Here is an 18,209-nt window from a genome sequence, read left to right as displayed (position 1 = left end):
AAAACGGGCACTAAGTGCTCATAGCTATAAAAAATAGTAGCGCTCGAAAAAGCCTCGCTGACTATTTTTCATGCATCACACGTAAGTGCCCATAAAACGGGCACTAAGTGCTCATAGCTATAAAAAATAGTAGCGCTCGAAAAAGCCTCGCTGACTATTTTTCATGCATCGCACGTAAGCGGCCAAAAAACGGCCGCTAAGTGCTCATAGCTATAAAAAAAAAGGGTCGGGAATAACACTGGGGGGATGCGTACTCCTATTTTGGGACGCGGGGCGGGTGCCTGTCCTGTGCTCCAAAGCAGGAATACACATCCCGCTCCCCAGGGTTTTTCCCTGTTTTGTTGAACGCTTACCAGTAAAAAACTCCCATATTGTCAGAACTACTGGCGAAGCCACTCTGCGCGGCGTGCATCTCCAGTGTGAAATTCTTCTTTTTGAAAAAACTTATTTTTTGGTCTTGACGGAAATAAAATGTTTTGCTATAATCAAATAGCTGTGGCGACATAGCCAAGTGGTAAGGCATGGGTCTGCAACACCCTGATCACCAGTTCAAATCTGGTTGTCGCCTCTGTAAAGCTTCTGAATTTTCAGGAGCTTTTTTTTGATTGACCGGCAGGAAAGTACTGCTCATCGAAATCTCCTTGCTACCCTCAGTAAATACTTGTATAATGATTCGTATAGCGACTTAATAATGTACTCCTGATAGATAGGTAGAGATAAATGAAAAAGATGCTAAGAGGTCTGTGCTTTATATTGACGGCCTTAATCGGCTTAATCCTGTGGCCGGTAAGCGCTGACGCCGCTCCTGAAAAAGAAAAAACGGTCCGGGTGGCATTCCCGATTCAGAAGGGCCTTACCGACCTGGATGAATATGGAAACTACAGCGGTTATACGTACGAGTATCTGGAAGAGATCGCTCAGTATACAGGATGGGATTATGAATTCGTGCAGGTGCCGGGCGATGAGAATGAGAGTCTCATAACGCTTATGCAGATGATCCAGGATGGGGAAGTGGATCTGATGGGCGGGATGCTCTATGATCCTGCGCTCAGAGAACAGTTCGACTATGCGAGCCACGATTATGGTACTGTGGATACAGTGCTTCAGGTGCTCTATGAAAATATTCCGGATTTCACGATCAATTCGCAGGTGCAGCAGAATTTTCGAATCGCAGTTCTCAGCCAGAGCAGCAGAAGCGTGAAAGAACTGGAAGAATACTGTGCAATGAATCTGCTCACGCCGGAGTATGTCAACTGTACTTCTGTAGAGGAACAAAAGGAAGCGCTGCTGTCGGGACGCGCCGATATGATGCTGAATAATAGTATAAATAATGTGGAAGGGGTGCGAACGATCGCCCGGTTTGCATCCAAGCCATTTTTTTTCGTTACCACAAAGGATAAGAATACGGGACTGCTGGAAGATTTGAATAAGGCTATCGTAAGTATCGAACAGTCAAATCCTTATTTTACAACCTCACTGTATGAAAAATATTTTATGTCGACAGACAATAAACTATATCTGACGAAAGCGGAGCGGGAATATATAAAAGAAGCCGGTATTATGAAAGTGGCCGTTCTGAAAGAACAACCGCCTTATCAGTATTGGAATGAGGAAGAGGGTAAGCTTTCCGGGATCTCGGTGGATTTACTGGATTATGTAAGTAAGACTACAGGACTTCAGTTTGAGCTGGTCAGCGTGGATACGCCGGATTTGATTTATCAGCAAATGAACCAGGATGAGATTAAGATGGTGGGAGGTATGCCTTATAATTATGACCTGGCCAGGGAAAGGCGGCTTTCCATGTCCCGGCCGTATGTCTCAGCACAATACCTGATCCTGATGAAGGAGGATTCCACGGAAGCGTCGATACAGGGAAAAAATCTGGCGCTGACTAATGCAGGCAGTTATAAGGGAGAGTATCTGGGAAATATATGCCGGTATGATACCATCAGTGAATGTATACGGGCTGTGGAAAAAGGGGAGGCGGACTATACTTATGTAGATGCCTATACCGCGCAGTTCTTTATCAATAAGCCGGAATTCCATGATCTGAAAATGGTCCCCCAGACTTATGAGGCCAGGAAGATCTGCTTCGGAGTGGTAAAACCAGGATCAATGGAGCTGTTATCGATTCTGAACAAAGTGATCGCGACGATTCCCGATGTGGATATGCAGGGGATCATAAATCAAAACAGTATGAACAAGCAAACCTACACGATTGGTGATATGATCCGGATGAATCCGGTGGAAGCCATCATCATCCTTGTGGCGGGGTTTTTGACTGTGATCGCAGTGCTGTCCTATTTCCTGAGGCAGCGTGCCCGCATGAGTAAAAAGACGGCACTGGAGCTTAAGAAGCACTTCAGGCTCTATGCACTGGTAAACGATTATATTTTTGAATATAACCACCAGACGGGAAAGCTTCTGGTATCGCGGCCGCGGCCTGGAAAAAATACAGAGCCGGAAATGCTCGATTTCAATTTGAAAAAAGAATCGGATACAGATGAGATTAGAGAACAGAAACAAGTGTTCGTGGATCTTATTATGCATAACGATGGAATCGTGGAGGCAAATTTAGCGTGTAATGACGGCCTTCGGCATTGGCTTAGATTTGCAATCGAAAAAGTTTATGATGGCGATGCCCTGATTTATGTTCTGGGTAAGATCAATTTGATTGATGAGGAGATGCAGGAGAGAGATGAACTTCTTACAAAAGCCCAGATGGACAGCCTGACACATCTCTATAATGCCGAAACGATCCGGAATCTGATCATAGAAGACATTCATAATCGGAATGGGGATCATGGTGCATTGCTGATCATCGATGTGGATCATTTTAAAACAGTGAATGACAGTTACGGCCATATGAGCGGCGATGAGGTACTGCGCTGTGTCGCGCAGCTGCTGCGTTCCAGTTTTCGGGCGGATGATATCGTAGGCCGGCCGGGCGGGGATGAATTCGTGGTCTATATGAAGAAAGTGAAAGATATCAAAGGGCTGCAGGATAAATGCAGTGAAATCTGTTCGAAAGCCCGGGAGCTTCTGGTGGAAAACGCGATCAAGATTACGATCAGTGTGGGGGCGGCAATGTCCTGTGACGGGGATCAATACGAAGATTTGTATCAGATTACGGATAAGGAATTGTATGAGGCGAAGAAAAACGGAAGAAATGGATTCAAGGTGGCGGACCGGATAGATCCGCAGAGCGGCTTATAGCAGTCCGACGGCATTTCACCGTCGGACCTGCGGTTGTATATCAACAGTCGGACATAATGCGGATGATCTCTTTGTCAGTGTCTTTCATACCGTCTTTGCCGAGCCGCCCGATATTGTGGAGCGTGTTTTCGATGCCTTTGGCCAGAACTCCGTCCCCGCCGTAGAATTGCTGGCCGTTTAAGTACATTTCGTATCCCAGGATTCCGGCATCCACGGAGGCTGCGATTTTGGCTGCACAGGATGGCTTGGCCCCATCGCATACGATACCGGAAGTGATGGCCAGGGCATTGACGATGGTATGGCAGATGTGGGAGTAGTCGCCGCCCAGGAGATAGGTAATACCGGCTCCTGCCGCGGCTCCGGCGCTGACAGCTCCGCAGTAGGCGGAAAGGCGGCCGATATAAAATTTCTGGTGTATGGCAGCCAGATTCGAGAGAACAAGGGCGCGGTACAGGGATTCCTGGCCGGCGCCTGTTTCTTTTGCGTACTCAATGACGGGAAGAGAAACGGTCATGCCCTGATTGCCGCTGCCGGAATTAATCACCACCGGAAGCTCACAGCCGTCCATCCTGGCGTCGGAACCGGCTGCCGCGGCTGCCTTGGCCCGCGTCCGGATGTCATTGCCATAGGCCTTTAGAAGTACACTGCCGATATTCGCGCCATAGTCCTGTGACAGCCCTTCCCGGGAAATAGCAGAATTGTATGCAATCTGCTGGTCGAGAAGCTGCTGCACATCGGCGATAGAAACGGTCTGCGCAAAGTCATAGATGCCTTCCATGCAAAGCAGCGCGTAGTCATCCTGGCCGGCGGTTTCCATGGCTCCTTCTGTCCCGGGCTTGTCCTGAGGTTCTGATTTTACGAGGACCTCCCCGTTCTTTTCAATCAGCACTATGTTAGTGTGCTCCTGCATGATATGTACCCGGGCAGAGTCCTGCCCCTGATACAGGATTACTTCGATGTCCAGCGGGCATTCGGTGTCTGCATACATAACCTGTATGGGAATGTCGGCCAAAAACCGGGTCATCTGTTCGATCTGATCCGCGCTGACCTGTGCGATCACTTCCAGTTTCCGGGAGGCGTCGCCGGCTACGATACCAGCTGCGGCGGCAGCTTCCAGCCCCTTCTTATTCCCCGTATTCGGGACGATAACGCTCTTTACATTTTTAATAATATTCCCGCTGACATAGATCTCTACCCGGTCGGGCCAGCTGCCCAGGGTGTCGCGGGCAACAGCCGCGCAGTATGCGATGGCAATGGGCTCTGTACATCCCATTGCCGGTATCAGCTCTTTTTCCAGTATCCGAAGATAAGCGTTGTAGCGTTTATCTCTTTTATCCATAGTTTTACCATTCCTTTCTCATCGCAGAAGCAGATGCTCGATCAGCTTCTTGTTCCTTTTGTTTGTTTTAATCAGACTGGCGCTCTTATTATAGAAATAAAAGGCGGCAACCGGGATGTTATTCAGTTTTCCCAGTTTTTGTTTCGTGGTAAATTTGTAATATGTGCCGCCGCAGGAGACTACCTTATGTTCCTGTACAGCGTGGATCAGGTCATTGGCAGAACGGATATCGGCATCGATCCTGGTATAAGCCAGGCCCGCACAGTCCAGCTTATGTGCGTCGCTGCCTCCGAACTGAGGCTTATGATACTTCTCGGCCAGTGATCTGGCCCGGCGGTTGGACTCATCGCTTTCACAGGAATTAAAAGTTTCGATAAAATCAAACTTTTCCACCAGATGATCATTTTTCCGAAAGCGTCCGGTACTCATCATACTCAAAAAGCGTTCCCCGCAGGGATGGGCGGGACCAATAATACCGCCGCTTTTGTGAATGACATCGATCAGTGTCTGAATGGGCAGTCCCCGTACTTCCAGTACCCTCAGTTTTAGATGATCCGGCATAATGATGAGCATGTGCCCGGCGTCCCGGGTATCATACTCGATCCCTTTAATAACCACAAAATTTTTATAGCGGTCATCATTTTTCAACTCATACTTCCATTTCCGGTACCCGTCATAGGTATCGTGATCCGTCACCAGCATCCCCTGGAATCCCTTGTCCATTAAACGGTCAATATATTCTTCCAGTGATACTTTGGCATCGATGGATCCCTCTTTTACATGGCAGTGCATATCAAATTTCAAGTGGATCACCTACTATTCTTATGACTAATTAACTTCTTTACTCATTCCATTATACTATAAATCCTGGGTTCGGGAAGGGGGAAATCTTCTGGTTTTACATCTATTTACAGATTTTGAGGGATTCTGCAGATGGAGCGGGGGGATTTACGAAGATCTGAGAATGTTCCATGAATGTACAGATGCAAAAATGATGCAACTATGATATATAATCGACATAAAAGACAGAATATTAGAAAGAGAATTAGAATCTTTACAAGAGAAAGGATTAGCAAGAGATAAAGACTTAGAAAGTGATAAGGGAGCGGGGATGGATATGATTCATATTTTGGTTGTGGAAGATGAGAGAGCGATTGTTGATTTGATTAGACTGAATCTGGAAATGTCTGGATATGATAGCGATTACGCATTGGATGGGGAGGAAGCGATCCGTAAGATTGATCATTCTGCTTATGACCTGATTTTACTGGATATTATGCTGCCGAAAATAGATGGATTTGAACTGATGAATTATATCCGGTTTCTGGATGTTCCGGTGATCTTTCTCACGGCAAAATCGGATGTGAAGGATAGGGTGGCGGGGCTTAAGCTGGGCGCGCAGGACTATCTGACGAAGCCGTTTGAGATCGTCGAGCTGCTGGCCCGGGTGGAGACGGTGCTGCGCAGGTACCGGAAAATCGGTCAGATTTACAGGCTGTTTGATATCGAACTGGATATGTTGGCGCATACGGTTAAAAAGTCGGGCAGCGGTATCGATCTGACCATGAAGGAGTATAGTATCCTGCTGCTGTTCCTTCAGAATCCGGGAACGGCTCTGTACCGGGAGACCATCTATGAACGGGTATGGGGCGGAAGTTATCTGGGGGACAGCCGCACAGTGGATCTGCATGTGCAAAGACTCAGAAAGAAGATTGGTTGGGAAGAGAGAATCGTCGCTGTCTATAAGGTGGGATACCGGCTGGACATATAAGAAGATCGGAGGCCTGGGATGAAGTTCTCATGGAAAATATTCTTGACAACTATATTGATCGTCTGCTGCACATTTTCCATCGGCGGCATGATCCTGATGTCGTCCTGGCTGCAGCAGTTCCTGGACAGGGAGATCCAGTTCGCGGAAAGTCAAAATGTTATGCTGAACGGTGCGCTGCAGACAGCTTCCCGGCTTCTGCCGAGGGAGGATTATCGTGATATCCATGCGGTGGTAGAACGTGTGCTGTCTTCTGTCCTGGACAAAAACCGGGAACAGCTTCCCGTACTGGTGACTGATGGAGAGGACAGGACCGTGTTTCAGACTCCGGCGTTTACCGCTTACGATTCTGTATTTTTGAATGTATCCGGCCAGCAGTCCGGATATGTAATTCTCAGTGAGGACGGCGCATACCGGATTCATTACCTTAGCCACTGGAAGTTGGGAAGCGAGATCTATGGGCTGGAGACAGTGCGGGATATCACAGAAGTCTTTGAGACGAGAGACGCGCAGTATGGGCTGTTCATACGGCTGACACTGGGGATGACCTGTATTACGGGAGTACTGGTGCTTTTGCTCTCGAAGTGGCTGACGAAACCAATCCGGAGCTTGTCCCGGGCTGCCAGGAAGATGGCGGAGGGTGATTATGGAGTCAGGGCGCGTGGAAAGGGACAGGATGAAGTGGGCATGCTGGCGGAGGATTTTAACCGGATGGCAGAAGCATTGGAACATAAGATGGAACAGCTCAAACAGGCGCTGCGCCGGCAGGAGGAATTCTCAGGAAGCTTTGCCCATGAGGTGAAGACGCCTCTTACTTCCATCATGGGGTACGCGGATATGCTGCGGTCCAGGGAATTACCGCAGGAAATAAGGCTCCGGGCTGCGGATACGATATTCCGGGAGAGCAGGCGGCTGGAAACGCTTTCCTTTAAACTGCTGGATCTGATGGTTTTGAAAAATAGAGAGCTGGCCGTAGAGCGTGTCAGCGCGAAAGCGTTTTTGGAGGAGGTATCCTCGTTTATACGGCCGTCTTTTGACCGGCAGATCATCCGTCTGCTGACTGAGATCGAGGACGCCCCCATTCGTATCGATGTGGTACTGTTCCGTACCTTACTATTGAATCTTTTGGAGAATGCCCGGCAGGCGTTCGGAGAATCCGGGACAGTTCTTTCAGATGACGGGTATGCAGTAGGAGAGACAGGTATGGCAGTGCCGGATAATGGATGCGCAGGGGGCGAATATGGAAAGACAATGCCGGAGTGTGGTCAGGCAGGCGTTGAAGACAGGGTGGTACGGCTGGTGGGACATTCTGACCATGGCCAGTATCGGATTACCGTATCGGATAGCGGAAAAGGGATTCGGCCGGAGGAACTAAGCAGGATCACAGAGGCATTTTACCGGGTGGACAAAGCCAGGGACAGGGCCAGCGGAGGGGCCGGCCTGGGCCTTGCGATCTGCAGCCTTATCGTGGAAGCCCATCGGGGAACGATGTCCTTTTGCAGTGAAGCCGGGCGGGGGACGGATGTGACTGTAAGCATTGGAGGTGTGACGGATGAAGAGTAGATGGAAAAATACGGCAGTTACCGTGATTACACTTGGCCTGATCACCCTTAGTATCTTTGCTCCTTACCGGCTCCAGCTGTACAAAGACAATCAGATTCTGGGTAAACCCCATCTTCAGGAAAATCCCATTGATGACACAGAGGAAGAAGTGCCGGTTCTGACAATACTGGACAAATTAAAACTGCTCTCCAGTGAAAAAATCGCAGACGTATCCACTGGAAACCAATATTCCGGAGACAGCATTATCATACAGTGTACTGCTGAACTAAAAGAGCTTTTCCGCAGAGGTGTGCTGACATTGGATCCTGCCGGAACACAGTGGGAGCAGCGGACAGGCAGCGCTACTCTGGTGATGAATTCCTATGATGACAGCCGGGCGATGATCCTGTGGACCGTTGTCCTTTCCTCGGATACCGCTTATCTCAAGTGCGGGATCGACGATGAGACAGGCAGGATTCTCTATCTTTATACGGCAGATTTTAATGGGGAAAAGGAAACGCTCACGGATGAAAAAGTACTGGCCTTTGCCGATTATCTGGGAGTGGATGTTGGGGAGAACGCAAGGATTAGTGCTCTGATGACTATATTTACAGATGTACTGGCGGCCAGGGATACTATGAAGGAATACTATCAGTATCGATTTAGACAGGGCGGGTCTGCTGTTCTGTATTATGCGGCAGAGACAGAATACGGCTTTTATCTCGGTCACGATGTGATCGATCTGCCGGAGCTTTCGGACTGACCGCCGTTCTTATGTTTAAATAGTTCAAAAATCCTTGTCAGATTGATCCGTGATGGGAAAATGATGCAAACCTCTGATAACATGAAGAGAAATTTATAATAAATTTCATAAAAGGAGGTAAGCACAGATGTGTAAAAAAGCAAGGGCGGCAGCCATAGCGCTCTGCCTGATCCTGGCCGCAGCCGGCTGCGGGAAGGATCAGGCGGCCAAATCAGAGAACAGCAGCCAGGAAGAAATTATTACATCCGATACGCCGACCACCAGCTCGGCAAAACCGGAGACAGAAGTATCCTATGAGGAATTTCAGAAGCCCTTCCATATGTCCCAGGATGATACGTTTAACCGTGGATGTGCTTCCGAGAAGGGATATTATTTTATGGGGAACAGTTACTTGTATTTTGTGGATAAAGAAACGATGCAATCCACGATACTGTGCGGGAAACCGGAATGTCTGCACCAGGATCAGAACTGTAACGCTTATCTGGGGAGTATAAGCCATATCACCTACTATGACGGAAAGCTGTATTATGCCGCCGGGCAGGAGCAGGGGATCCCGGGGGTGGATGAAGGAATGTGGAACCTCTATGCGATGAACGCCGATGGTACCCAGAAAACAAAAGTTCTGACCCTGCGGGCTGAAAATGAAGGATTCTATTCCAATCCCACACAATTTATTATCCATAAAGGACAGGTTCTGTTCCTGTCCGATCTGGAAAACATACTTTGCGTGCCGATTGGCGGAAACCTGGAGGATGCCAAAGTGGTCAAAACGAATGAGCTGGAGCTTGACTATGAGGCTGTGGCCGACTCGCTGGAACTGTGGTATTTGTGGGCGGATCAGGATAAATTTTATTGCTTCGGCAATCCCAAATCAGAGCAATTCCGGGAAGTGCTTTACGAATACGATCCCGGGACCGAAGCGTTAACCCAGGTCTTTACGGTACCCGAATCGGCGGAGACAGGAAAATGGGACACCAGTGATATCTCGGTCAACGGCTGGTATATAGACCAGGGGATTTTGTACTATTTTCTATCCGGAAACGGCTTGTACCAATACCATATTTCCACCAAAGAGACTCAGCAGATTGCCGCAGTCGATGATCCCAAACATACCGGTACAGCGGAATTTGACGGAGAATTGGCTTATATCAACAACAGGGAGACGGATACGATCTATGTCTATACGCTGAAGGGAGAGTATCTGGGTGAATATGGTTACAGGCAGTATGCAAGCCTTGGGAAAGGGCAGGAAGAGGGAAGCGGGGTCGGCCATATCATAGGAAGTGACGCGGACATGGTTTTCCTGTGTGTGGAAAATTTAATGAGTATGACGCAGGATGGTTTCGGAATGGGGTATACGTATTATTATCTTCCGAAGTCGGAGATCCTGTCCGGAACAGGAGAATTCAAGCCGCTGTCTTTTTAAGGGGATAGGAACGGAATGGAAACGCTCCCCATAACTATATGTGCGGGAGAATGCGTGCAGGGAGGAAAAATGCAGCTGGAAATCAGGAATCTGAAGAAACGATATGGGAATCAGTGGGCGCTGAACGGGCTTACGGTCACCTTTGGCCCCGGGGTCTACGGAATTCTCGGCTCCAACGGCGCCGGCAAAAGCACCATGATGAACCTGCTGACGGACAATCTGAAACGTGACGGCGGTGAGATCCTGCTGGATGGGATAGATATTTTGAAACTTGGGCGGGACTACCGGAAAATATTGGGATATATGCCGCAGCAGCAGGGATTTTACGAGCAGATGACGGCGGATACATTTCTATTTTATATGGCGCGGTTAAAAGGGTTGAATCGAAAGCAGGCGGCGGCCGAGATCGATCAGCTGCTTCAGGTCACCGGTCTGGCCGGAGAACGCCATAAAAAGCTGAGCGGATATTCCGGCGGTATGAGACAGCGTGTACTGTTAGCGCAGGCAATGCTGGGGAATCCGAAGATTTTGATCCTGGATGAGCCGACAGCTGGACTGGATCCCAAGGAACGCATCCGTATCCGGAATTTTATCTCGTCCCTCTCCCGGGACCGGATTATTCTTCTGGCTACTCATATCGTAAGCGATATTGAATCCATCTCGGACCGGATTATTATGATGAAAAAGGGGAAGCTGATCGGGACCGGTACTTCCGCGGATCTGATGGAACGGGTGGCGGATAAGGTAAGGGAAATGCCCTGTGAGACGGAAGCGCTTTCCGGGATGCAGAAGAAATACAGGGTGGGAAATGTATTCCAAAGAGACGGAAAAACCTGGGTCCGGCTGGTGGGCGACAAGCTGCCCGGGGAAGGCTGTTACACCACGGATCATCTGAGCCTGGAAGATGTGTACCTGTATTTTCTGGGAGAGTAGGTGGGGGGATGAGAGAGTACTTGCGCGTTTTTACAAACCGCCGCCTCTGGCTGGGATTCGGCATGCTACTGCTTTTGAATCTGTTCTTCTTCTGGCAGGCGCAAAAGGATGGGAACTACGGAATGAACCTGAGTGCCAATTTCTCCAATTCCGCGGATCTGTCTTTTGGCATAAACGCAGAGATCATTGACCGGACCATGGACGCGGACGCGGCCAGGTGCCTTCGGATCTACCGGAATCTGCTGCAAAAATACCGGGATACGGATACCTGGACGGCCCAGGCGGAGCTGGAACAGATGGCAGAAGATTTAGGGCTTCTGACAGAACTGTACATTATTGTCCAGAATAAGGATCAGTATTACTACGCGGATCAATATGAGGAATACAGATTAAAGTACGCTCCCTATATCAAAAAATTGGAACAGCGTACATGGACGAGGGAGGATATAAAATCGCTGACGGTAGCCGTGGATGCACTGCTGTCCCAGCTGTCCTATCTGAACGGTTATGAAGATTATCTGGATGGGATCAGGGAAAATAAGGACAGAATGCTGGCATTTTCTGTTTTTAGCGATACAGACGGGTTTTCGGGGAGAAATATTATCCGGACAGCTGCAGATTTTGAAGATCTTACGGGAGTTCAACTGAGCCTGGGCGCGGACGGTGCGGTGAATGCGCTTCTGGATTTTCCTTTGACAGACTATCTTCTTTTGCTTACCCTGATTCTGGTCTGCTTAAGTTTCCTGGAGGAGAGGGAGAAGGGGCTGTGGTGCGTCATACACGCTGCTTTGTCAGGACGGTTCAGGCTGGCAGCTGCCAGAGCCGGCATATTGTTTTGCGTATCAGCCGGTGCGTCGGTTCTGTTGTACGGCTCTGATCTGTATATGGGAATAGCCATCTATGGGGGAGAGATTGGACTTGACCGGGCGGCACAGTCGGTGGAGCTTTTGGGGAAGCTGCCGCAGGCATGTACTCTGGGCGGATTCCTGGTGCAGTTTTTTATGATGCGTGTTCTGAGCGCCTTTATTCTGGCTTTGCTTTTGTGGCTGCTGCTCAGCGCTGTCCATGACGTAAAACTTACCATTGCAGTCCTGACGATTTTCCTTGGCGCCGAATATGTGCTGTATCGATTCCTGCCGGTTCAGAGTCTGTTCAATATATTTAAATATTTTAATATTTTCTCCTATATTCACCTGTCGGAACTATACACCAACTATCTGAACGTGGATCTTTTCGGATATCCCGTCGGTATCCGGCGTATTTCCCAGACTGCGCTGCTGCCTTTGGGACTGGTCTGCGGGATATGGTGCGCCGTCCTCGCGTGTGTCCAGAAGCCGGCCGGAGGAAAAAGCAGGCTGGTACGGCTCTCCTGGCTGTGGAATTCGGTAAAGGATCGGATGTTGAGGCATCTGGGACTGTTTGGCATGGAACTTTATAAGATTCTGTTTCTCCAGCGGGGAATCGTAATCGCGGCCGTGTTTGTATATGCCGTTTCAGGTCTTACTTTTACCATTCCGGTCCAGGCTGCTACTCTGCCCATGCAGCTGGCCCGGGAATATCTGGTGCAATGGGAGGGCGAACTGAACGGGGAGACGCAAAAACAGATAGCCGCCGTCCAAAAGGAGATCGACACGGCGGAAGATGCCCTCGAACAAGCGCAGCGGGAGTATGATGGCGGTAAGATAGATTATACACAGCTGAGTGCCTGTATCCGGGAAAACGATGCGGCAGGTATAAAGCGGCAGGCGCTGCAGAGCATACAGAACCGTGTGAATGAATTACAGATTCTGTCGGAAGAAAAAGGCAGAGCGCTCTGGCTGCTGGATGAATCGGTCTATGAGAGTATCTACGGGGAAGAGGCGGGGTATCTCAGACAACGGGCTGCCCTTGTGGGACTCCTGGCAGTCGGCCTGCTGCTGGCCGGTTGTTTTGCTTATGAGGCCAGATCCGGGATGAACCGGGTGGCGCGCGCCGGATGGAACGGCAGAGGAAAATGGATGTTTACAAAAATTACGGCGGCCTTGCTGGTGGCTACAGCCGTATGGGGGCTGATCTATGGCCGGGAGGTATATACAATGATGAGTACCTGCAGGGTGGATAGTCTGGGTGCACCGGTGCAGAGTCTAAAGATGCTGACAGAGTTTCCGGTTCCATGCAGTATCGGGACTTTCCTGATCCTGCTCTATGGGTACCGGTGGATCATGCTGGTCTGCAGTGGTTTTCTGGTATTATGGGTATCCTCCCGGATGAAACGGATGGAGCCGGCATACATGGCGGGAGCCGGAGTACTGCTGCCTTCCCTGCTCTATCACTATATTGGAATCAAACCTTTTCGGTATCTGGCACTGTCGATGCCGGTGGCGGCGATGGATCTGCTGCTTCCCGGAAGTGGATCGGCCTTTAGGGCATGTGTAGTGGGCGGCCTGATGACCGCTATGGGAATCGGTTCTTTGTGTCTGATTAGGAGGGAAGTAAAATATGGGAGCAGGCTTGGAAAATAGCGGATATATTTTTAGATTATTTAGGATGTCTGAATGGAGCCGTAAAATTACGGGATTTGAAGGGAAACTATATTTGATGAAAAGTATGAAACAATTATGAAACAAATGAAACAATATTGACGAAGAAATCCTAAAATATTATGATAATAAAAAGATCATAAGGGAGTAGAGAAATGGCCCAAATTATAACAAATTTGACTGTTTTACATAGATATAATTAAAAATCAGACAGAAAACGTGGTGGTGAGATTGGCGGCAACAATACGTGAGATTGCGAAACAGGCAGGGGTATCCCCGGCAACTGTTTCACGATATATTTCAGGGAACAGTATCGTCAGCGATGAGAAGGCAGAAAAAATCGAGGGGGCTATGAAAATGCTGGACTATACCCCAGGCTCCGGAAAACGGCAGAAGGACAAGGGGGTAATCGCCGTCCTGCTCCCGAATCTCCAGCAGGGTTATTTCACAGAAGTATTAAAAGAGTTGATTGAGCAGATTCCCAGGTATCAGTACCGGGTGATGATTATCCCAACGTTTCCGGGGGATGAGAGCTATAAGCTGTTTTTCAAAGAAGTGTCGATAACGGGCGTCATCTATCTGGATGAGGAAGTGGATCAGGCAGTTTTAAATTATATCGGCGCCAAGAATATCAAAAGCGTCATGCTGGGGGGAGCCACCTCGGACAGCCGATGCGAGATGATCCGGATCAATGACCTGTCTGCTGGGTATGATGTAACCCGATATCTTCTGGAGCGTGGGCATGAACAGATTTTATTCCTTGCTCATCGTTCCCAGAGCATCGGGTCCGGTTATCAGAGGCTGATGGGCTGCAGAAGGGCTCTGGAGGAATATGGGATGGTATTTGACGACTCCTGGGTGGAATACGGCAGCCCGACCTATGAGAATGGGTATCGGCTGACCAGTATGAGGATTGAGAGAGGGATGGATTTTACTGCAGTCTTTGCGTTCAGCGATGAGATGGCACTGGGAGCCATCGCAGCCCTGGCGGATCATGCAGATCGGGTACCGGAGGAGATCTCGGTTATAGGATTTGATGGAATCAGTATCTCGCAGCGTGTGATCCCCAGATTGACCACAGTCCGGCAGCCGATCGGACAGTTTGTGACGAAAATCCTGGATGCTTTCCAGAATCCGGAAGAAAGATTTCCGAATATGGAAATCGTGCTTCCTTATTCCATTCTGGAAGGAGGAACCTGCATTTCCAGAAAAAAGGGGCAGGGAAAGGACGGAACAAGGAACCTTTTATAATAATTATGGCGCAGTTTATGCGCCAATGGAGGCAGAAATGAGAGAAAAAGCGAACAAAAAACTTACAGTTGTAGGCGGAGGAGGAGTCCGCTCCATGTTTTTGGCAAAGAGCCTGGTGTCCTGTGCCGGCAGATTGGGATTTGGCCGGATCGTTTTTATGGATAACGACGAACAAAAGTTAAATATTTATGGGAAAATGGCCCGGGAGGCAGCCAGACGGCTGGATCCGGAAGTGGAATTTACACTGACAACCGATCCGGTGGAGGCGGTCCGGGATGCGGATTATCTGATTACCACGATACGTGCGGGAGGAGATGAGATGCGCATCCGGGATGAACGGATCGCGCTGGCCCACGGCATACTGGGGCAGGAAACCACAGGCGCGGCGGGATTCTCCTTTGCCATGCGCTCCATACCGGCCCTGGAGAAATACTGTGAATTGGCCAGGGAATACGCGTCCCCCGGGGTGAAAATCTTTAATTTTACGAATCCGGCGGGAGTGGTGTCACAGACACTACGGGATATGGGGTATGATTTTACATTTGGTATCTGCGACGCCCCCAGTGAATTACTGCGTTCTCTGGCAGATCTGTACGGAGTAAAGCCGGAAGAGGTGACCGGAGACTGCTACGGATTGAATCACCTGTCTTTTTTCCCAAATATTCAGGTGCAGGGGCGGGAAGTAATGCCCGATCTGCTCTCCAGGGATGATATCTACCATTCGACGCAGATGCGCTTTTTTGACAAAGAGCTTGCGATGCATTTTGGCTGTGTTCTGAATGAATATCTGTATTACTATTATTACCGGCAGGAGGCCGTGGAACACATCCTGAAAGCAGGGATCACCAGAGGGGAAGTGATCCGGGACGTGAACCGCCAGATGACAGAGGAACTGTCCGGTATGGATATCGAACAGGACTTTGATGCCTGCCTGCGCGTTTTTGATAAATGGCACGGAAAAAGAGAGACGGCCTACATGGCGAACGAAACCGGAATAGCGGGCAATACCAAACCCTTCCATTTCGATCTGTACGCTCCTGACAATGGGGGATACGCGGGAGTGGCCCTGACTTATATGGAATCGGAGATCACAGGGCATGAGACACAGATGATTCTGTGTGTGCCGAACAAAGGGGCAATTCCCGGCCTTCAGGATAATGATGTGGCAGAGGTCACCTGTACGATCCGGGACGGTGAATATATCCCGCATCCGGTCAGACAGCCAGGATTCATGCAGATGGAACTAATCCGGCAGGTGAAGTGTTATGAGCGCCTGGCCTCGGAGGCGATCAGACAGAAGAGTATCGACCGGGCAGTGGATTGCCTGTGTGTACATCCGCTGGTAAATTCCTATTCCCTGGCCAGGACCCTGGTAAAGGAATATCTGGAAGCGAACCATGAATATACAGAGGGGTGGAAATGATGAAATTTGCAGGGGGAGCGGGATATCTGAATGTAGACCTTCTTTTTACCGGACTGGAGCATCTGCCGGAAGAGGGGAAGGAAATTTATTCCAGGGAATTTGACACCCAGATCGGGGGAGGAGTTCCGGCCACAATGATCAATATGGCCAGACTGGGCATTCCGGTCAAGCTGCTGACCTTTCTTGGCAGGGATTTCTTTTCTGATTTTGTAAGAAAAGAGCTGGACCGGTTCCCTATAGATTATGAGAATCTGTATACCGGGGATCAGATGCCGGTCACGGTAACCGCCGCGATGGTGACGGAGACTGACAGAAGCTTTCTGTCATTCCGGAATAAGAAAACGGTCACACCGCAGATAGAGGAAAAAATATACCAGGAACTTAAGGGAGCCAGGGTGGTGGAGATGCAGGAGGATTTTCTGCATGCTTATCAAAGGCTGAAGCGTGAGGGAACAGTACTAGTCCTGGATACGGGGTGGTCGGAAGAATTGTCCGTTGAGAATTACCGCCCTTATCTGGAGACGGCTGATTTCTATACACCGAATCGGAAGGAGGCTCTTAAGATCACCGGGACAGGGAATCTTAAGGATGCCGCGGAGGTGTTGAGCAGTTTCTTTGAACAGGTAATCATCAAACTGGATGCAGACGGCTGTATGATAAAGGACAGGGCGGGAACCAGGATCATACCGCCGCTTCCCGGAGTCCTTCCAGTCGATGCTACAGGGGCAGGCGATGCATTTTTAAGCGGATTTCTGTTCGGACTGTACGAGGACTATCCGCTGGATGACTGTGTCCTGTTCGGGAACATTACCGGCGGGACCTGTGTCCAGTCGGTGGGCTGCCTGTCCAGTTATGTGAATCGGGAGGAATTGCTCGGGATCGCAAGGAAATTAAAGGGCTGAGGTATTTTGGGTATGGCGGAAGGTATCCGCCGGAAAAACCAAACCGATCTGTCTGCGGGCCTCGTCCATAATCTGCATCTCCATACCGGAAACTCTGAGACATTCCTCACAGGCGGCCGAATCCTGCCCGTTTATCATTTCCGCAAAGCGAATGGCCTCATACAGCATATTGTTGGAATCCTTCTGAAGCGGAAAGCGTTTCTGTTCCCCATTTCTTAAGATCAGGTCGATATCGTGGATGTTGGGAAGCTCCCGGAAGGTCAGCGTGCCCTTTTCCCCCATGATCTGACTGGGCACGAAGCTGTCGCATATTTTAGAATAGACCAGCTGCACCTGAAAATCATCATAATGTGCCAGGATCGTCCCGGCTCCGTCGATCTGATTCGGCAGAAATACGGCATCCGCCTGTATTTTCTTCGGCATGCCGAAGAGCTTAGCCATCAGATGCGTGCAGTACACACCGATATCCATCAGAGATCCATTGGAGAGCTCCGGCCGGAACGCATTTTCAATGATGCCGTTTTTATAGTTGTCATAACGGGAGGAATACTGGCAGTACTGCAGAATCACCTGGCGGACCTCCCCGATGTCATCCAAATGTGCGGCCAACAGATCGAAAGCCGGGTCTATCACACAGCGCATGGCTTCCAGCAGGATCACATGATTCTGCCGCGCGGCCTGCGCCATCCGGGTAAATTCGGCAAAGTTGGATGCGGCCGGCTTTTCCACCAGAACATGCTTGCCAGCCTGCATAAGCATAACCGCCTGGGCGCAGTGGCAGTAATTCGGACTGGCGATGTAGACCGCGTCGATATCGGGATCGGAAGCCAGAGGTTCCAGCCGATCGTAGAATTTCTCCGCTCCGAATTCTGTTCCGAATTCGACTGCCTTTTCTATGGTGCGGGAATACACACCGGTTAACTTAAGAAGTTCTGTTTTTTGCACGGCCTCCAGAAAACGCCGTGTTATTTTATTGGTACCAATAATTGCAATACGTATCATAGGAACACCTCCGTAGATAACTTTACCATATCTGCGGCGGTGTTTCAATTGGCTGTGTTCTGATTCCGTAGGTACCGCCCAGATGGATGAGCCCCATCTCCGGCATTAACCAAGCGCTGTGGAAC

13 protein-coding genes and 1 tRNA gene are annotated in these 18,209 nt (G+C 49.6%); 11 read left to right on the top strand and 3 right to left on the bottom strand.

What is annotated here, in order from left to right; all coding sequences use genetic code 11:
* The first annotated feature begins 497 nt into the window (after positions 1-497).
* Together KTH90_RS11410 and KTH90_RS11405 are read left to right on the top strand one after the other, a co-directional pair.
* A tRNA-Cys gene (locus tag KTH90_RS11410) sits at positions 498-568 on the top strand.
* A gap of 152 nt (positions 569-720) precedes the next feature.
* Positions 721-3,216 carry a transporter substrate-binding domain-containing diguanylate cyclase gene (locus KTH90_RS11405; RefSeq protein WP_238726822.1) on the top strand — a complete coding sequence of 832 codons (2,496 nt, stop codon included), beginning with the start codon at positions 721-723 and terminating at the stop codon, positions 3,214-3,216.
* 40 nt (positions 3,217-3,256) lie between these two features.
* Here the strand turns inward: KTH90_RS11405 and KTH90_RS11400 are convergent, their stop codons facing one another.
* The gene (locus tag KTH90_RS11400; protein WP_238726821.1) at positions 3,257-4,555 is read right to left on the bottom strand and encodes an L-cysteine desulfidase family protein; all 1,299 of its coding nucleotides are present in this window, start codon (positions 4,553-4,555) and stop codon (positions 3,257-3,259) included.
* Positions 4,556-4,573: 18 nt separating this feature from the next.
* The gene (locus tag KTH90_RS11395) at positions 4,574-5,359 is read right to left on the bottom strand and encodes a PHP domain-containing protein (protein ID WP_158352523.1); all 786 of its coding nucleotides are present in this window, start codon (positions 5,357-5,359) and stop codon (positions 4,574-4,576) included.
* Positions 5,360-5,672: 313 nt separating this feature from the next.
* Here KTH90_RS11395 and KTH90_RS11390 point away from each other — a divergent pair, with 313 nt between their 5' ends.
* The 9 genes from KTH90_RS11390 (at position 5,673) to KTH90_RS11350 (ending at position 17,082) form a co-directional block, all read left to right on the top strand.
* A complete protein-coding gene (locus KTH90_RS11390; protein WP_238726837.1) occupies positions 5,673-6,326 on the top strand; it encodes a response regulator transcription factor in 654 nt (217 codons plus the stop codon).
* 18 nt (positions 6,327-6,344) lie between these two features.
* Entirely contained in the window at positions 6,345-7,886 is a 1,542-nt protein-coding gene (locus tag KTH90_RS11385) for a sensor histidine kinase (protein WP_158352522.1), read from the top strand.
* A complete protein-coding gene (locus tag KTH90_RS11380; protein ID WP_158352521.1) occupies positions 7,876-8,628 on the top strand; it encodes a hypothetical protein in 753 nt (250 codons plus the stop codon). Before KTH90_RS11385 ends, KTH90_RS11380 begins: the two co-directional genes overlap by 11 nt.
* A gap of 127 nt (positions 8,629-8,755) precedes the next feature.
* Positions 8,756-10,054, top strand: a complete 1,299-nt coding sequence (locus KTH90_RS11375) for a hypothetical protein (protein WP_238726820.1) — start codon at positions 8,756-8,758, stop codon at positions 10,052-10,054.
* Positions 10,055-10,123: 69 nt separating this feature from the next.
* Complete coding sequence (locus tag KTH90_RS11370; RefSeq protein ID WP_238726819.1) at positions 10,124-10,987, top strand: ABC transporter ATP-binding protein; 864 nt, start codon at positions 10,124-10,126, stop codon at positions 10,985-10,987.
* A gap of 8 nt (positions 10,988-10,995) precedes the next feature.
* Entirely contained in the window at positions 10,996-13,488 is a 2,493-nt protein-coding gene (locus KTH90_RS11365) for a hypothetical protein (RefSeq protein WP_238726818.1), read from the top strand.
* A 249-nt stretch (positions 13,489-13,737) separates the two neighbouring features.
* Positions 13,738-14,757, top strand: coding sequence for a LacI family DNA-binding transcriptional regulator (locus KTH90_RS11360; RefSeq protein WP_238726817.1), 1,020 nt, complete (start codon positions 13,738-13,740; stop codon positions 14,755-14,757).
* Between the two features lie 37 nt (positions 14,758-14,794).
* Positions 14,795-16,180, top strand: a complete 1,386-nt coding sequence (locus tag KTH90_RS11355) for a family 4 glycosyl hydrolase (RefSeq protein ID WP_158352517.1) — start codon at positions 14,795-14,797, stop codon at positions 16,178-16,180.
* Positions 16,177-17,082, top strand: a complete 906-nt coding sequence (locus KTH90_RS11350) for a carbohydrate kinase family protein (RefSeq protein WP_238726816.1) — start codon at positions 16,177-16,179, stop codon at positions 17,080-17,082. Before KTH90_RS11355 ends, KTH90_RS11350 begins: the two co-directional genes overlap by 4 nt.
* Here KTH90_RS11350 and KTH90_RS11345 read toward each other — a convergent pair.
* Positions 17,071-18,084 (bottom strand): Gfo/Idh/MocA family protein, encoded by a 1,014-nt coding sequence (locus tag KTH90_RS11345; protein ID WP_158352516.1) that lies wholly within the window; start codon positions 18,082-18,084, stop codon positions 17,071-17,073. The two genes, KTH90_RS11350 and KTH90_RS11345, sit on opposite strands and share 12 nt — an antisense overlap.
* Between the last annotated feature and the right edge of the window lie 125 nt (positions 18,085-18,209).

Source organism: Diplocloster modestus (assembly GCF_019042245.1).
GTDB classification, from domain to species: Bacteria; Bacillota; Clostridia; order Lachnospirales; family Lachnospiraceae; genus Diplocloster; species Diplocloster modestus.
Note: the sequence above shows the minus strand (reverse complement) of the source record. Positions and strands in the feature narration are given on the sequence as shown.

What these genes read in the sequence shown, in the direction of transcription:
- KTH90_RS11385 (WP_158352522.1), top strand. Translation starts at nt 6,345, where the DNA reads ATGAAGTTCTCATGGAAAATATTCTTGACAACTATATTGATCGTCTGC.
- KTH90_RS11380 (WP_158352521.1), top strand. Translation starts at nt 7,876, where the DNA reads ATGAAGAGTAGATGGAAAAATACGGCAGTTACCGTGATTACACTTGGC.
- KTH90_RS11355 (WP_158352517.1), top strand. Translation starts at nt 14,795, where the DNA reads ATGAGAGAAAAAGCGAACAAAAAACTTACAGTTGTAGGCGGAGGAGGA.
- KTH90_RS11370 (WP_238726819.1), top strand. Translation starts at nt 10,124, where the DNA reads ATGCAGCTGGAAATCAGGAATCTGAAGAAACGATATGGGAATCAGTGG.
- KTH90_RS11345 (WP_158352516.1), bottom strand. Translation starts at nt 18,084, where the DNA reads ATGATACGTATTGCAATTATTGGTACCAATAAAATAACACGGCGTTTT.
- KTH90_RS11400 (WP_238726821.1), bottom strand. Translation starts at nt 4,555, where the DNA reads ATGGATAAAAGAGATAAACGCTACAACGCTTATCTTCGGATACTGGAA.
- KTH90_RS11375 (WP_238726820.1), top strand. Translation starts at nt 8,756, where the DNA reads ATGTGTAAAAAAGCAAGGGCGGCAGCCATAGCGCTCTGCCTGATCCTG.
- KTH90_RS11390 (WP_238726837.1), top strand. Translation starts at nt 5,673, where the DNA reads ATGATTCATATTTTGGTTGTGGAAGATGAGAGAGCGATTGTTGATTTG.
- KTH90_RS11405 (WP_238726822.1), top strand. Translation starts at nt 721, where the DNA reads ATGAAAAAGATGCTAAGAGGTCTGTGCTTTATATTGACGGCCTTAATC.
- KTH90_RS11350 (WP_238726816.1), top strand. Translation starts at nt 16,177, where the DNA reads ATGATGAAATTTGCAGGGGGAGCGGGATATCTGAATGTAGACCTTCTT.
- KTH90_RS11365 (WP_238726818.1), top strand. Translation starts at nt 10,996, where the DNA reads ATGAGAGAGTACTTGCGCGTTTTTACAAACCGCCGCCTCTGGCTGGGA.